The organism is Moorena sp. SIO3B2 (assembly GCF_010692525.1).
Taxonomy (GTDB): Bacteria; Cyanobacteriota; Cyanobacteriia; order Cyanobacteriales; family Coleofasciculaceae; genus Moorena; species Moorena producens.
Genome location: NZ_JAAHHE010000011.1, coordinates 89,183 through 105,285 on the forward strand (window position 1 = coordinate 89,183; position 16,103 = coordinate 105,285).

Consider the following 16,103-nt stretch of genomic DNA (forward strand, 5'->3'; position numbering starts at 1 on the left):
GGTTGAACGCGACGCGCGTGCCTATTGGCCAAGGTTGAAGGTTCAGAAGATAATTTTTAACCAGCTAACCAGCTAACCAGCTAACCTTCAACCAAATAACCAGCTAACCTTCAACCAAATAACCAGCTAACCTTCAACCAAATAACCTTCAACCTTCAACCTTCAACCTGTAACCTGCAACCAGCTAACCAGCTAACCTTCAACCTGCAACCAGCTAACCTTCAACCTGCTAACCTTCAACCTGATCGAGTGATTAGTTCAATCCTGGTAAGTCCAAATTTGCCACGACTTTTGTAATGGCATCCCGACTGGCTTCGGCACCAAACCCCCAAGCCAGGAGGACGCCATAGTCACCCCAGAGGTTAGCGCCAAAGGTGGATTTATAGGTGTATAGCTCAATGAAGCCACTACCAGCAAGCAGGACAATTGCGATCGCATAACTGATCGCAGAGAAAATCCAGAGGCGAAACTCTGCTAGTCTTGGCTCTTGGATAACTATCCGTGGTGTATCGATCCCTGGTGCTTTCTGCAATAATTCAGGTTGGGTGATGAGGAAGCCTAACTTAGTAGAGTTAGCTGGTATTTGTTTGGCTAGTAGAGTGATCGCTTTTTCGATTTGACCATTCAACTCCTGACCAGCTTTTTTATCCGTAGGTTCGAGATTATTCAACTTATTGCGCAAATTCTTTTGCTGACGTTGCCAACTCTGTAACTCTTGTGTTGATATGGTAGTTTCTACCAGCAGGTTGTCCAAGTCCCTGAGTTTAGCATCCAGTTGCAGGTATTTATTAATCTGTTTTGCCAAGTCATCTAACTGCTGATACAAGTCTTGAGGATTTTGGTCAGGTGCCTCTCGGATTGCCAGTTGCAAATTACGGCGTACTGACTGTAGATAAGGGGGGTCAATATCCGGAGTGGCGGGTATTTTTTCTTCCAGGGTCTGACCATAGTTCAGGAGTGCTAGCCAGTCCTCACGACCTTTGCGCCATTTCAGCCACACTGACTCAGCTTGGGTAATTGCCTGATTACCATCGTTCCAACGTTCCCCCTGCAAAGCCATCTCGACATCTAGCAGATGGCCTTCAATTCGGGTCTTGAAGGGATTTGGTATTGAGTTGAATTGATCGGTGAGTGATGTTTCAGCTAACTGGGGGTCACTGCGCAGTTGGATACGCAATTGACCAACCCGCACCAGAATTTTGTCCCGTAGTTTCCCTCGGCTACGGTAGCTGGACACAGCTATGCTCAATATCACCCCAATGGATATGATTCCCAGAGGTATGGGAAAGGGGTCTTTAATTCGGACTGTTAATGGTACGCTTAGTTCAGTTTCTGAGAACTTAATCAGTAATTCACCACTAAATTCTCCACTTTTGGGGGCATCGTCTAATTGAAACTGGATCGGGATAGATAGTAGACTATTGGCCTCAATCTCCTCGTCTGGTAAAGTAGGCTGAATCAATTTGGCGGGGAAAATTTCTTGGCCATCCTGAGTATTGAGGTCTAGGGAAATGATTTGTAAATCCTTGACGGCGTTTGTCGTGCGCAAGAGTAAGCTGCGGCTTGTGCTAGAACCCCTGGTACCTGCCACAGTCATACTTTTAGGGGTGATGGTGAGATCAGGTTGGGCAAGGGCTGGTGGAGCCGATAGAAATATTAAAATTGGGAGTATTAAAGCAATTAGAGCGCGTTGAGCGCATTTTAGCTGTTTAATCATACCTGTCTTGGTCAAGTGTGACCTCCGATTTTTGATCTGGTACTAAAGCTTAATTTGACATCTCCGCGCTTTAAAAAACGGGGATTCTACAAGGTTGTTACGTGGCGGGTTGAAACCGTGCCACTTCACTTCTTGTGCGATATGATTTACTCAGTGAGGTGAACAGATCATATCGCTTTGGGAGTGCCAAAGCTCCCCTACCCACCTTGGTCAGGTTTAGACCTAACTGTGTGGCTACTTTTCGGGCTATGTTTGCAGCGCCGTTACAGTCTGCATTGATCAGCCATCCTTCAGAAGTTTTATACAGTCCACGCTTAACCCGTTTGCCCGACGGTATCCATCCTTTGGGTTTTTCACCATGTTTTGGGAGGCTGTCGTCGTCAAGGTAAGACGCTTTACTCGTGTACGCTTCCTCGGTAATTGTTAATTTAATCCCGTACTCATAACAAAGTTGTTTTAACCGTTCGATCAATCTTCCGGTGGGGATAACTGCGAAGTTCTGATTACCACGCTTGCCCATATTGGAACGATTCTTCTGCCCTTCGTTCCAACCAATTACCAGATTCCCAATGCAATCATTCAAACAGCGATTAATAATCAACCTAGCTGCTTTATTGATCGCATCTCTGATTTGGTTGTTGCGTTTCCGTTGTACCCGGTCAAGGTTAGAATTCCAGTAAAACTCTGGCTTGCCCTGTTTGTACTTGGCTACCAGACGACAATAACCTTGGTTCATTGACTTAAGCTTACGACCATCAATAATCAAGCTTTTCCCACAGGTTGAAACTCCAGTCAACCAGTTGGTTCCACCGTGATCAAAGCTCCAGGCTTGAGTGTAGTCAAGGTTTGGGTTGCTAGCAATCGCTTCTTTCCCGTTGTCGATCACCCAATCAATCCATAGCTCTCCTAAATACGGGCGAACAGTAACTTCTTTCACCCAGTCCGGATCTATAAAATCTGGTGGTTCTAATGCGATTTCAGTTATTAAATGAGGCTTAGTTTCTTTGCTTATTGACGGATCAAACAAGCCTTTTTTGTAGTTGAGTGCTTGTCGGGGAAAAGTTACAGCAGCCAATCCCCCTTTCTTTCTGTACCTAAGCAGTCTTGGTCTGTCAACTTGGCCCTTGTAATAAAGACCTACTAATTGGTTGTAACTGGCAATGGACTCACCTACTGTCTTTAGGGTCTGTTGAGCCGACTGGGCAGCCATTGCTTTGTAATTGGGAGTTAACTTTAAAGTTTTATCTAGTTCTGGGTACTTTGTACTGCACTTATAGGTCTTCCAGCCATACCTAAGCTCATCATCCTTCCAGTAAGTAGTGAATGATTCTTCTTGCTGTTCAAGCCAACTGTAGTGTTTTTGTTTGGTGTAATAAATTGCACAATTAATCAAGCTATTTGCTTGCTCACACTGAAAGACCCAAAAAGCTTTATCTTCATCAGTAAATGACGCTTTAACTGGAATTGTTCTATACAACTTTCTATCTCCTCCTATCCTTTATTATAGACACGGCGGGTTAAAACCCGTCGTGTCCGTTTCATCCCGGAGACGAAACCTTAGAAGAGTGGAGCCTTATTTCATGAGTTTTAACCCTTTTTTGCATAGTCTGTCGCCTATAAAGGCTCCACTCTTCTTACGGTAACTTCTGACCCTCCTTAAAAGAGAGGGGTTCTCACGTTCCCGGATATTTGGATAGACCCAGCATTGAGAGGAAAATTGGTCATGGTAGGTGACAACAGGCAATAGGCAACAGGCAATAGGCATGCTAGCAATAGCCAATAGGGGATAGGGGATTTGACCCATGATTAATCATTAATTATTAATCCATTATATAGCGTTTATCTTCCGGTTCAGGTAGATTCAATACCTTGAAAGCCCCGTGGAAAAAGCCTTTGGCAGCACTACATCCCGACTCCCGACTCCCGACTCCCGACTCCCGACTCCCGACTCCCGACTCCCGACTCCCGACTCCCGACTCCGATTAACCCAAGACGAAAGTCCCTAAACCCATTGATAACTGCTATAATTGTAAGGTTGTGTTCTGCGATATGGGAATTGATTGAGCGCTACACCCTACCCGAGATGGGGGAATTGTGGACGGATACCTACAAGCTCAAAACCTGGCTTCAGGTGGAAATAGCTGTTTGTGAAGCACAAGCGGAACTGGGTAAGATTCCCGGTGAAGCAGTAGAGGAAATTAAGGCAAAGGCGGATTTTGACCTCAAGCGGGTGCAAGAGATTGAGCAAGAAGTCCGCCATGACATGATTGCCTTTCTGACTAATGTGAATGAGTATGTAGGGGATGTGGGACGCTACATACACTTAGGCTTGACTAGTTCCGATGTTTTAGACACTGCCTTGGCACTGCAACTGGTTGCTAGTCTAAATATTATCCTCGAACAGATCGAGAAGCTTGCTCAAGCGATTCGCTACCAGGCACAACAACATCGCTACACGGTGATGATTGGTCGTTCTCACGGAATTCATGCTGAACCAATTACCTTTGGTTTTAAGCTGGCCGGTTGGTTAGCAGAAGTTTGCCGCCATCGCGATCGCTTAGTGGGTCTGCGTGAAAACATATCTGTGGGCAAGATTTCTGGTGCTGTGGGAACCTATGCCAATATTGACCCTCAAGTGGAAGCGATCGCATGTCAAAACCTGTCACTGCAACCTGATACTGCCTCAACCCAAATTATTTCTCGCGATCGCCATGGTGAGTTTGTCCAACAGTTAGCTCTGTTAGGGGCAACCATTGAACGGTTTGCTGTGGAAATTCGCAATCTCCAAAAAACCGATGTCTTAGAAGTAGAAGAATTCTTTTCTAAAGGACAGAAAGGTTCTTCTGCTATGCCACACAAACGTAATCCAATTCGTTCTGAACGGCTAAGCGGGATGGCACGAATTCTGCGGAGTCATGCGGTGGCTGCTTTAGAAAATGTTGCCCTATGGCATGAGCGGGATATTTCTCATTCTTCTGTAGAACGAGTCATTCTGCCAGATGTGTGTATTTTAACTCACTTCATGTTAGTGGAAATCACAGATTTAGTGAAACACTTGTTGGTTTATCCAGAAAACATGAAGCGGAATATGAATGTTTATGGGGGTGTGGTCTTTAGCCAAAAGGTGTTGTTAGCGTTAGTAGAAAAGGGGATGAATCGGGAAGATGCCTACAGTATTGTTCAGTCTTGTGCCCATCAAGCCTGGAATCAACCTGAGGGAGACTTCTACAATTTGATTACTAAGGATCCTGAGGTTACTAGTAAGCTAACTCCTTCAGAAATAGAGGAATGTTTTAATCCCCAGCATCATTTTCAACATTTGGACGAGGTTTATCAACGGTTGGGAATCTAGGCCACTGATTGTAAGCATATGCGCTACGCGCACGCTACTTGAGGTGCCGTCAGCTGTCAGCCGTCAGCTTAAAATAAACCTCGTTTCCCGTAGGGTGACCCAAAGGTCAAGGCCAAGGCTGATAGCTAAATGCTTACTACTTATTTTAGCAGTTCTTGGGTATTTAGAACTGCTAAAATAAGTAGTAAGTATACCTAAATCATTGTAAGTATTCAGCTATCAGCTATCAGCTAAAGGCTGACCGCTGACGGCTATCAGCTAAAGGCTGACCGCTGACGGCTATCAGCTAAAGGCTGACCGCTGTTCGCGTAGCGTGCGCGTAGCGCATATGCTTACAAATCATTTCCCAAGATGAGGTTGTCATGACCCAGAGCTTAGAGCGCACAGGTCTAACTATTTCGTTACCGGATCATACTCAACTACCAGAATCCAATGGCGAATTTGTGAAGAACTTCCATGAGCATCCCCAAAGCATTATTTTAACTGATTCTATTGAACCGGTTCTCCAGAAAATTCATCCGGACAGACAATACGCTATTGGTCAAGACTCAGGTATCTATTGGCGGATCACAGAACCTTTAGAAAGAGGAGCAGAAGCTCCGGATTGGTTTTATGTACCGGGAGTACCTCCTCTGTTAGATGGTAAAATTCGTCGTTCCTATGTACTTTGGCAAGAACACCTAGCACCTCTGATTGCTCTGGAATTTGCTAGTGGCAATGGAGACGAGGAAAGGGATTCTACTCCTTTATCTGCTACTGGGGAAGAAAAAACTAAACCAGGTAAATTCTGGGTTTATGAACAAATTATTCGCATTCCCTACTACGGAATCTATATATTTGATACTGGGGAGTTAGAAGTCTATCATCTAGTTAATGGTAAATATCACCAGATGAAGACTAATCAAAGGGGACATTATCCTATTGAACAGTTAGGGGTAGAATTAGGTGTATGGGAAGGCTCATATCAGAATCTTAATCAGAATCACATGTGGCTAAGGTGGTGGGATAGCGAAGGTAATCTACTGCTGATGGGCAGTGAACGAGCTGAGCAAGAAAAACAACGAGCTGAGCAAGAAAAACAACGGGCTGAGCAAGCTGAACGTTCACAAAGAGATGCTATTCCTAAGCTATTGGCAATGGGACTAACTGTGGAGCAAGTGAGTTCAGCGTTAGGTTTATCTATTGAGGAAGTAGAGAATGAAGAATGAAGAATTTAGAATTTAGAATTTAGAATTTAGAATTTAGAATTTAGAATTTAGAATTTGGAATTTAGAATTTGGAATTTAGAATTTAGTTGGGACAGTCCGTCCCGTAAGGCACCACCGGGTCAAACAGCAAATATGAGATGCACCCGATTGCTGTAGCAATAGTAGAGTGGGTAAAGCTTTTCCTTACCCACTCTATCAGCTCTCCATGGCACGGCTTTTGAGTGCGACACCTAACGGGATTTTACTTATCCGTTAACTGGTTTAACCAATTGGTCAAATCCACTTCAGTTTCAAAATCTAACAACGCTTCTCCTAAATCCTCCAACTGCTCAAAGGATAACTGCTCAATTTGATTTTGTAATTGGGGATTTATCTTACCTAAGCGACGGTTAATTTGACGGATAATCAAATTAAGCTCATTTCTTGATGCAGTCGCTCATGGGGGAAACCCCCAAGACCGCGCTGCATCGCTGCGCTTTCCTTGTTCTAATCCCTGTCCTAATCCTTGTTCTAATCCTTGTTTTAATCCTTGTTTTAATCCTTGTTCTAATCCTTGTTCTAATCCTTGGCGAATAATTCGTTGATAAACTACTGACTCCTGCATCATATCCTCCCGAAAATAAGCTTGAATTAAATGAAGAATTTAGAATTTAGAATTTAGAATTTAGAATTTAAAATTTATAGAACCGAAGTATAGTTTAGAACAGATAATTTTGGTTGAAAGGGAGCAGGGAGTAGAGAGCAGGGAGCAGAAATATCTCTTAAGCTTTACTGCGACTGCTATACCTTCTATCTTCTAAATTCTATCTTGTTAATTCTAAATTCTATCTTGTTAATTCTAAATTCTACCTTGTTCATTCTAAATTCTTAATTCTACATTCTAAATTCTTCATTAGTCATTCACTTAGGAAAAGCAAGACCAAGCCAGTATATAGTATTTCTAACTAATTAATGAATAATATTGCTGATTTACCATAACATTAAAAACTATTCGGATATCGTTTATTCTGTTCCCTGTTCCCTTTTTATATCGCGCAAACTTTCTAGATTCTTACGGATGCTTACAGTGTTAGGATGATTTGACCCTAACTTCTGTTCTGCAATCTCCAAAGCCTGGACAAATAGGGCTTCGGCCTGATCATAGCGCCCCATTGAGTCGTAGAGTAATGCCAGGTTGTTGAGACTAGTGGCTACATCGGGATGGTCGTCACCCAGCAGCTTATATAGCTCCAAAGCCTGTTGATAGAGCTGTTCTGCCTCACCATAGCTCCCCATTGACCAGTAGAGTAATGCCAGGTTGTTGAGACTGGTGGCTACATGGGGATGTTCGTGACCCAGCAGCTGCTTATACAGCTCCAAAGCCTGTTGAATGAGGGGTTCGGCTTGCTCATAGCGCCCCATTGATTTGTAAAGTAATGCCAGGTTGTTGAGACTGGTGGCCACATCGGGATGGTGGTGACCCAGCAGCTGCTTATACAGCTCCAAAGCCTGTTGTAAGAGGGGTTCGGCCTGGTCATAGCGCCCCATTGAGTCGTAGAGTGCAGCCAGGTTGTTGAGACTGGTGGCCACATGGGGATGGTCTTGACCGAGCCCTTGCTTTGTTATCTCCAAAGCCTGTTGAATGAGGGGTTCGGCCTGGTCATAGCGCCCCATTGACTTATAGAGTAAACCCAGGTTGTTGAGACTGATGGCCACCAAAGGATGGTGGTGACCCAGCAGCTGCTTAAAGAGCTCCAAAGCCTGTTGAATGAGGGGTTCGGCAAGATCATAGCGCCCCATTGACCAGTAGAGTAATGCCAGGTTGTTGAGACTGCGGGCCACATCGGGATGGTCTTGACCCAGCAGCTGCTTATACAGCTCCAAAACCTTTTGATATAGGGGTTCGGCTTGATCATAGCGCCCCATTGAGTAGTAGAGTAATGCCAGGTTGTTGAGACTGGTGGCCACATCGGGATAGTGGTGACCCAGCAGCTGCTTATACAGCTCCAAAGCCTGTTTATATAGGGGTTCGGCAAGATCATAGCGCCCCATTGACCAGTAGAGTAATGCCAGGTTATTGAGACTGCTAGCCACATCGGGATGGTTCTCACCCAAGCGGGTTCTAGTTATCTCTAAACATTGCTTCCACCACAGTTCAGCCTGGTCATAGGTACCTTGACCGTAATAGAATTTTCCTAACCCAGTCAAAGGCCAGATTAAATCTTCATCCCTGAGGCAGTCAGTTAGGACTGTGGCAGTTTCAACTAAATGAGGGATGGCCGGGTTAACTGCTGCAATGATTTCCAGAGTTGCTGTAAAAGGAATTTCTTTTGCTACAGCCACCATTGTCTTACAAAAGCTTTGCTTGTAGCCATCGGCCTCTGGTAATTGAGCCAGCTTGCTCTGGAAAAATTCTCGAATTAGTTGATGCAGCCGATAAGTTTGCTGTTCGGTCAGTTGCAATAGATTACGATTAACTAGGAAACTATCCCGTAATTCTTCCAACTCTTCTTGTTCTTCTTCCCATTCCTCCTCATCTTCAGTTTCGATAACACAAGACTCTACTAGGGACCAATCAAAAGGAGCAGGAGCAAACAAACTCAAACGACATCCCAACTGTTGGGCTTCTGGAGACTCTTCCAAATCTTCCCAGGATAACTCAAAGGCTGCTGCTACTCCCAACTGGGCTGTGATCTCCCCTTGTTCTGTTTGATAAAGTAATGCCTTAGCTGCTAATTTCTTTTTCTCTAAACGTTTCTGAACTTTAGCAATGGTTAAATTCGGATGTATATCTAAATATCGTCCGACTAACTCCAAACCTAAAGGCAAATAACCCAACCATTCACATAAGGCTTCTGCTTCGTTTGGTTCTTTCTCAATGCGCTCTTTTCCAACAAGCGATTGGCCGTAGGCCACGCTACGCGAACGCAATAATTCCAATGCTGCCTCTGGGGATAGCACATCCAAATCAATTCGTCGGTAAGAAGCCCCTGGACGCTGACGGCTGGTGACCAGTACTTTGAAGCGGGATTGGGCTGGAGGTAAGTAGGGCTGAATTCTCTGTTTGTAGTCGTTGCTGAAAGAAGGCACATCATCCAGCACGATCAATGCTGTTCCTTCTGGCCAATGCCCCCAGCAGTATTCTACTTGTTGGTTGAACTCTAGTTCTTCTGGAATGGTTAATCCTAATTTAGTACGGGCAAAATTGACAACTTGAGTCCCGAGATCCAAGCCTCGCACTGGGAACCAGCACAACCCACCAGGGTAGTTGTGCTGATTTTTCAGAGCATATTGTAGAGCTAACTCGGTTTTGCCCACACCGCCCATTCCGGCAATGGCACAAATTGCTAATTGATTGGTCTGTTGAAATTCCTGATGGAGCTGCTCAAGTTGAGCATCCCTACCGACAAAGTGGGGAGTGCCACGATTGATAATGTTACTGGGGGGATTTAATTTTGTCCGTTCCCGGTCGGACGAGTTCAGCTAATGCTCATGAATAGGAATCTCGCCAACATAAACTGTTCCGTTGCTGTCATCTTTTAGCCGTACAGTAGTTTTGAGGCATTCCTCAATAAATTTCTTGACACCACGATAGACCAAACTGTTTTGAGACTCTGGTTTAGATAGGTCAATGTGGTTCTTTGGTATGGCAACCGGCTTAACTTTTTCAATGCCTGGGTTAGCACTATCTTCGTCTACCACCAAAATCCCTTTGAAAGGCTGGGTTTCGTAATAGACCTTTGTAGCAATTCCTAAACTCCGAACGTTTTCTCGATACCACTCATTTAATTTCCGTAACTGAGGGTGATGAGCTTTTAGTTCTTTGACACTTACTGTGGTTTGTGCAAAAGCGCCAATATTATCAATTAATTTAGCTAGATGAGCACCAGTGTGGGGAGTAGCTAGAAATACAATCCCTTTAGTCTGTTTAAGAATACCTTGGTTTTCAAAAGTTTGAGCACTGTTAAGCATCTCTTTAACTACAAGCCCGCCCATACTGTGAGTAATAAATACTAGTGGACGCTTGCCGAGATCGCAGCTGTCTAACCAATCTAATAAATTACTGGCTTGATCGAAGAGCGGCATACTGCTGTTGCTTTTCCAGTTTGTCGCTTCAGCGTTATACCCAAAAGACCAGATGTTAAGACCTAGCTGATCGTTTTCTAACCAAACTGGCCAGAAGTCATCATCATCCCGTTTTTCCTTAGGATGCCACGTGCTTCTAGCATCCCCTCCCAGCCCGTGAACAAACACGATATCCGCACTGGGCAATGAGTCCTGGTGGCTTGAGATTTTCATCAAGCCCGTCAATTTACTCAAGGATTAGCCTCCAGTTAACTATATAGCATTAACCAGTAGATGCATGAAACCCAATCTCGATTTAGTTTAACACAGGGAAATATAGGGAGTAGGGAGTAGGGAGTAGGGAATAGGGAGCAGGGAACAGGGAACAAAAGTTATAACAATTCATTTTATATACCTATCACATTTTCTATTATATATTTCATTTTTTTTTCTTACTGTTGCCGATGATATCAGTAAATTAACTTCCAATAAAAATGCGATTGATCTGCATGTCACGCTAAGCGAGGTTGTTTCTTGAGGTTTTTAGTAAATCCTTGTCGCATAATTTAACAATTGAACTCATTGTGGTCATTTAATGATTATTGTAATGATTATGATTATAATTGTCAAGGGTTTAAAAAACTTTTTTTTTGGGGAGTTTTAGGATTAATAAAAAACAGCGATATTCTGAAATATACACTAAGCGATTATCTAAAATAGACGCTTATCGAACGCTTGTTTTTTAACTAGTATTTTTTACGAAATTCTTGGAATTATTTGCTTATAAAACCGAGATATAGCACCAGTAAAAAAAATTAATAATGGCAGCAATCACAATCAATTTAAGTAGTAAAATAGTAAAATATTCTAACTGTTACCCGTTCCGTGTTCCCTAGCTTGACAGGTAAAGTTTAAACTTGCTGCAAGATATGAATACAATAAGGGTAAGCCCGTCCCTAACTTACCCTACGCCACATTTACTATTGCCTCTTGCCTCTTGCCTCTTGCCTCTTGCCTCCCTATTCCCTATTCCCTATTCCCTATTCCCTATTCCCTATTCCCTATTCCCTATTCCCTATTCCCTGTTCCCTATTCCCTTTGCTCATGACACAATCAATCCTGAGGATGCCAGAAAATGCCAGACTAACATCCCAACAGTTTTACGACCTGTGTTGTGCTAATCCCGACTGGAAACTAGAGCGAACAGTACAAGGAGATTTGGTAATTATCGCTCCAACCGGTGGAGAGACAGGAGCAAGAAATGCTAATCTTCTGATTCGTTTGGGAATCTGGAATGAACAATCTCAATTAGGAATAGTGTTTGACTCATCCACAGGATTTCATTTACCTAACGGAGCTGATCGTTCACCAGATGTAGCTTGGGTTAAGCGGGAAAGATGGGAGGCTCTAACACTGGCACAACGGGAAAAATTTCCACCCCTAGCACCAGACTTTGTGATTGAATTAATGTCTCCCACCGACAACCTGAAACCAGCCCAACTAAAAATGCAGGAATACTTAGATAATGGCGTAAAATTGGGTTGGTTATTCAACCGATTAGCCAAGCAAGTGGAGATTTATAAATCTGGGAAACCCAAACAAGTGTTAGAGCAGCCGAATAAATTATTAGGAGAACCAATTTTGCCTAATTTTGTTCTCAGCCTCGATGGTTTTTGGTAAGAAATTGCTATATAAGCTGTCGCTCATTTAAACGACCTTGTCTTGACGCAGTTGCTCATGGGGGAAACCCCCATGAGCAACTGCATCGCTTGATTAAATCAGGAAAAAAAACCTGAAACTCTTTTACCTTCTGCCTTCTGCCTTCTGCCTTCTGCCTTGCTGTTGTGCAATTTAAATGCAAAACAGCTTATGGCGAGGGGGCATTGTAATTTCCTGGGAATTAACAGGACTGACGCCATTGACAAGTGCTTCTGTTAAGCTATGAAATCAGCTGCTGTAATATCTCCTTGGCTCACATTTAACAGTGAGCCAATACCAAAACCTGTAATGTTATCTACAATTATTAAACTGTTTGGCAGACCACTTAGTATGAACCCCAGATCATTGAACGTCCGATTTGATACTTGTATGCGATCAATTCCGTCTTCAAAGTCTGTAATCGTGGTAAATCCCTCTGTTGATAAGACAAATTGATCAGCACCGCTACCGCCAATCAAGTCGTTAAAACCGCCATCACCAATAAGCTGGTCATTACCATCTTGTCCCTGCAAAGTGTCGTTACCAGATCCTCCCCATAAAGTGTCGTTACCATCTTCCCCCCACAAAGTGTCGTTACCAGAACCACCAATTAATTGGTCTGAACCATTACCACCAATGAGCTGGTCATTACCATTTTCCCCCCACAACGTGTCGTTACCATCTTCCCCCCACAAAGTGTCGTTACCAGAACCACCCATTAATTGGTCATTACCATTTTCCCCCCACAAAGTGTCGTTACCATCTTCCCCCCACAAAGTGTCGTTACCAAAACCACCAATTAATTGGTCTGAACCATTACCACCAATGAGCTGGTCATTACCATCTTGCCCCCACAAAGTGTCGTTACCATCATAACCCCACATCATATCGTTATTTGCAGTACCAATTAATGAGTTATCTCCGTTGTTTCCTTGAATAGTCGCCATATCAGTTGCTCCTTTTTTCTCAAAGCTTGTTACTTCTATCTACTTCTATGTCCAAGCAATCAGACTTATGCAACTGATTTACAAACTTATGCAACTGATTTACAAAACTTGGCTCTTCCGTACTTGTTATGCTAAATTAACACTTTGCCAAAGGGAGCAGGGAGCAGGGAGCAGGGAGCAGGAGGAAGAGGCATTATTCAGAAAAATTGATGGTTAAATAGCCTCATAACCCTTACACAGTAATATTTTCGGAGATTTTTAACTGTAAATTTAGCATAGTAGGTACTGAAGAACCCAAAACTTTACAAGAGTTCATGGAAATATAGGGCGCGTTTGACACTCGCCACCGCGTTGCTTAATAATGGAATGATTAACCAAAAATGGGGATTTTATGAAACTTTAAATAATAAATAAGAAGCCTAATTGATAACTTCAACATCTCTTCAGATTTAGAGTAGCATAGAGAAATTCGATGTAGTCTGGCTAAATAATGTCTCAATTGTGATGACCATATTTATGAGTTTTGTGGCTATGACAATTAGGGCATTGCATGGTTTGATTTTTATTAAACCATTCCTTAGGTGAGCAACGCCCTACAAGTGACGTTATCTCCTCTCCCGTTGTGTCTAATCTGATCTCCGGATAGTTACTCTGATTAAAAATCCGCGTTGCTGAATCTTCGAATGAATAGAAGTAGAGTGGGCATCCTGCCCGCCCGAAAATAAGCATGAAACTGGCAAGATGCCAGTTTCATGCAAGATGCCCATTCCACGGCAAGATGCCCGTTCCACGGGTCGCACCTGTAGAAACACCAAAGTTCATTTGGCTAGCTCCCATATTTTGTAAATCGATCACTCAACTAACGAGATAATAGGGGTTTCAGTATTGGAGTTTAGTGTTTTTGCACAACTGAGATGCACCGAAAACCAGTCTGACCTATTCGGCCAAGTTAAACAAGTGACGTTAGTCAACTTAAGCCGTCAAGTTCAGTCATCCCTTGAGTTAGGATTTTTGTAAATTTTATTGAAGCCTTCTCTTTATCTTTTTTTAAGTTTATCTAAGTAAAAAGGTAATCATACCACATCCGCTGGTAATAAGTAAAATGTATTGGATCCAAGGCAGAAGGCAGAAGGCAGAAGGTAAGCATTCAGCTATCAGCCCTCAGCTGTCAGCTAATCAACGGGAGGTAGTAAACAAGCTGACGGGCTGGTAAGGCTAGTTGAAAATCCCTGGTCGTTGTACTGATCCGAGTCCGTCCAGTTAAAGCGCCTGCTAGCACTTCAAGTAGCGTGCGCGTAGCGCATAAGCTGATAGCTGATAGCTGACGGCTGAATGCTTACGGCAGAAGGCAGAAGAGTTTCAATTTTTTTATTTAATCAAAGGTCGTTGAAATGGGCGAAAAATTATCATAAACATTACACCTAAAAAGCTGATTTTTTTTAGAATTATATAGCGGTTATCATATTCATGAAGTACACAGGATTTTTTCCCTGTTACCTGCTCCCTGCTCCCTACTCCCTGTTCCCTGCTCCCTAATCCCGGCTCCTATAAGGTAAAGGTATAAAATTTAAAAGTATCAAATACATCTCATCAGAGAATTAAAGATTTGATATAGAGCAGACAAAAGTATTTACAATCCTCTGATTGCAAATTAAATTGGGTTCGAATAAAACCTGTTAAAAAGCTCCAGTTTATGGCTAAAACTATCTTACCAGGCTCTGGACCAAAGCCAAACCAGCCTCCTGAATTCATTAAACCATTAACAATAGTCTTGGCTGCCCAACCCCGCTGAGCTTCTAAGTTGTGTTGCCAGTAATCTGGAGAAAAAATCGAGAAGAAATAGGAAGTCAGATCAGGTATTTCACCGTCTTCAGACACTGAAGCTGCTGATGTTTGAAGATTCAATAATGGGGAAATCAATACTACAGTTATCAAAAGTGCTGTAGCAAACCAGAGGATGAGGGCAGTATCTCTTTTTCTGTTGAGATGAATTAAGACTAGAATAGGAATTAGTAGCGATATCATCAGTCCAGCTCGCTTTTTGGAAGCAAAGTTAGCGAAATAGAGCACTAAAATACTAGCGGAGTCTTTGAAAGTGGGAATAATATGACTAGAGTTGGTGTAGACATGGCTAATAAATACTGAAATTGCTAACATCAGGAATCCTGAGAGGATGGCACTGTCGCCAAAGGTGCCAATGCTGGCATTTTTGGCAGCCATTGTGCCGGAGTGGATGACTTGCCTGGTGAATAGTTTCTGACTGATGCTGGCGGGTAAGAAGTATTGGATGGAGGCTATACCTGCCTGGATTAAACTGGCTAGTCTAATACTTTTTAATAAGGTGGCAAGCTGTTCGATAGAAATGTCAATATTAACTACAGTATAGTAAACTGAAATATACCGAAAGTTAGTGCGTAAGTTTTTTATGCTGCCTGGAATTCCAGCATGGTTAACCACAATGGAAATCATGCTAGCAATGAAAAAGGCAATAATTAGGATATCTAGGGGGGTTTTTCGTATACCTTTACCAGAGGATAGCCGCAGGTAAATTACCCTTACCATTAGGATGTAAAGGATAATTTCGGGAACAAAACGTATTAAGCCGATTAAAGCTGAAGGCAAGGGGAGCCAGTTGAGAACAAAGTCTTCAAAGGGTTGGTAGATGGTGAGGGTTAAAATTATAGCAAATGGTAGTTGCCCTGTTTGCATCGCCCATCTATACCAGGCAATTATTTTGTTCATTGTTGGAAGTTGAAAGTAGGGAGTCGGGAGTAGGGAGTCGGGAGTCGGGAGTCGGGAGTCGGGAGTCGGGAGTCGGGAGTCGGGAGTGGAAAGTGGAAAATTTTCTAAATGCCTGTTCCTTTATGATTTTATTCAGTGGTATTGTAACTAAGTTAGAAATTATGCCTACATCTAAGCTACAGCGGTTTTCATATTAGTGGAGTACACACACGGATTTTTTGCCTGTTCCCTATTCCCTATTCCCTATTCCCTATTCCCTATTCCCTATTCCCTATTCCCTATTCCCTGTTCCCTGTTTCCGGTGCTATAAGCTATGTCTGTTGCTTTAATTGCCCATTACCTTGGTCCTCGCTTAGGCATTGGGCAGTATCTAAATCGATTACTACCACCTCTAG

The 16,103-nt window shown here is 43.0% G+C and carries 13 protein-coding genes and 1 pseudogene; 5 read left to right on the top strand and 9 right to left on the bottom strand.

The genetic code is table 11. The features are described from left to right. Positions 1 to 253: 253 nt before the first annotated feature. Positions 254 to 1,732: a hypothetical protein gene (locus F6K38_RS04885; protein WP_287250281.1), complete on the bottom strand. Its 1,479-nt coding sequence runs from the start codon at positions 1,730 to 1,732 to the stop codon at positions 254 to 256. Positions 1,733 to 1,814: 82 nt separating this feature from the next. Beyond that, positions 1,815 to 3,194 carry an RNA-guided endonuclease InsQ/TnpB family protein gene (locus F6K38_RS04890; protein WP_008180039.1) on the bottom strand — a complete coding sequence of 460 codons (1,380 nt, stop codon included), beginning with the start codon at positions 3,192 to 3,194 and terminating at the stop codon, positions 1,815 to 1,817. Between the two features lie 403 nt (positions 3,195 to 3,597). On the opposite strand from F6K38_RS04890, the gene F6K38_RS04895 reads away from it, so the two are divergent. The 3 genes from F6K38_RS04895 (at position 3,598) to F6K38_RS04905 (ending at position 6,277) form a co-directional block, all read left to right on the top strand. After that, on the top strand, positions 3,598 to 3,723 hold the full coding sequence (locus F6K38_RS04895; protein WP_267871988.1) for a hypothetical protein: 126 nt from the start codon (positions 3,598 to 3,600) through the stop codon (positions 3,721 to 3,723). Between the two features lie 50 nt (positions 3,724 to 3,773). Further along, complete coding sequence (gene purB / locus F6K38_RS04900; protein ID WP_044492320.1) at positions 3,774 to 5,069, top strand: adenylosuccinate lyase; 1,296 nt, start codon at positions 3,774 to 3,776, stop codon at positions 5,067 to 5,069. Positions 5,070 to 5,431: 362 nt separating this feature from the next. After that, on the top strand, positions 5,432 to 6,277 hold the full coding sequence (locus tag F6K38_RS04905; protein WP_008180044.1) for a Uma2 family endonuclease: 846 nt from the start codon (positions 5,432 to 5,434) through the stop codon (positions 6,275 to 6,277). 241 nt (positions 6,278 to 6,518) lie between these two features. On the opposite strand, the gene F6K38_RS04910 is transcribed toward F6K38_RS04905, so the two are convergent. The 4 genes from F6K38_RS04910 to F6K38_RS04925 all read right to left on the bottom strand — a co-directional run bounded on the left by F6K38_RS04910 (position 6,519) and on the right by F6K38_RS04925 (position 10,576). After that, positions 6,519 to 6,686, bottom strand: a complete 168-nt coding sequence (locus F6K38_RS04910; RefSeq protein WP_008180046.1) for a DUF4351 domain-containing protein — start codon at positions 6,684 to 6,686, stop codon at positions 6,519 to 6,521. Positions 6,687 to 6,713: 27 nt separating this feature from the next. Next, positions 6,714 to 6,884 (bottom strand): hypothetical protein, encoded by a 171-nt coding sequence (locus tag F6K38_RS04915; protein WP_008180048.1) that lies wholly within the window; start codon positions 6,882 to 6,884, stop codon positions 6,714 to 6,716. A gap of 395 nt (positions 6,885 to 7,279) precedes the next feature. Continuing rightward, on the bottom strand, positions 7,280 to 9,688 hold the full coding sequence (locus F6K38_RS04920) for a tetratricopeptide repeat protein (RefSeq protein ID WP_052308407.1): 2,409 nt from the start codon (positions 9,686 to 9,688) through the stop codon (positions 7,280 to 7,282). Positions 9,689 to 9,739: 51 nt separating this feature from the next. Beyond that, entirely contained in the window at positions 9,740 to 10,576 is an 837-nt protein-coding gene (locus tag F6K38_RS04925; protein WP_229414322.1) for an esterase/lipase family protein, read from the bottom strand. Between the two features lie 849 nt (positions 10,577 to 11,425). On the opposite strand from F6K38_RS04925, the gene F6K38_RS04930 reads away from it, so the two are divergent. Beyond that, positions 11,426 to 12,001, top strand: coding sequence for a Uma2 family endonuclease (locus F6K38_RS04930; protein ID WP_502709564.1), 576 nt, complete (start codon positions 11,426 to 11,428; stop codon positions 11,999 to 12,001). 254 nt (positions 12,002 to 12,255) lie between these two features. Here F6K38_RS04930 and F6K38_RS04935 read toward each other — a convergent pair whose 3' ends face one another. The 3 genes and pseudogenes from F6K38_RS04935 to F6K38_RS04945 form a co-directional block, all read right to left on the bottom strand. Continuing rightward, the gene (locus tag F6K38_RS04935; protein WP_008188803.1) at positions 12,256 to 12,966 is read right to left on the bottom strand and encodes a calcium-binding protein; all 711 of its coding nucleotides are present in this window, start codon (positions 12,964 to 12,966) and stop codon (positions 12,256 to 12,258) included. Between the two features lie 370 nt (positions 12,967 to 13,336). Next, positions 13,337 to 13,474, bottom strand: a pseudogene (locus F6K38_RS04940) (IS1 family transposase); the annotation flags it as partial. Positions 13,475 to 14,556: 1,082 nt separating this feature from the next. Then, complete coding sequence (locus F6K38_RS04945) at positions 14,557 to 15,708, bottom strand: hypothetical protein (RefSeq protein ID WP_287356192.1); 1,152 nt, start codon at positions 15,706 to 15,708, stop codon at positions 14,557 to 14,559. Between the two features lie 2 nt (positions 15,709 to 15,710). On the opposite strand from F6K38_RS04945, the gene F6K38_RS04950 reads away from it, so the two are divergent. Then, positions 15,711 to 15,905 (top strand): hypothetical protein, encoded by a 195-nt coding sequence (locus F6K38_RS04950; protein WP_131827249.1) that lies wholly within the window; start codon positions 15,711 to 15,713, stop codon positions 15,903 to 15,905. Positions 15,906 to 16,103 lie beyond the last annotated feature (198 nt).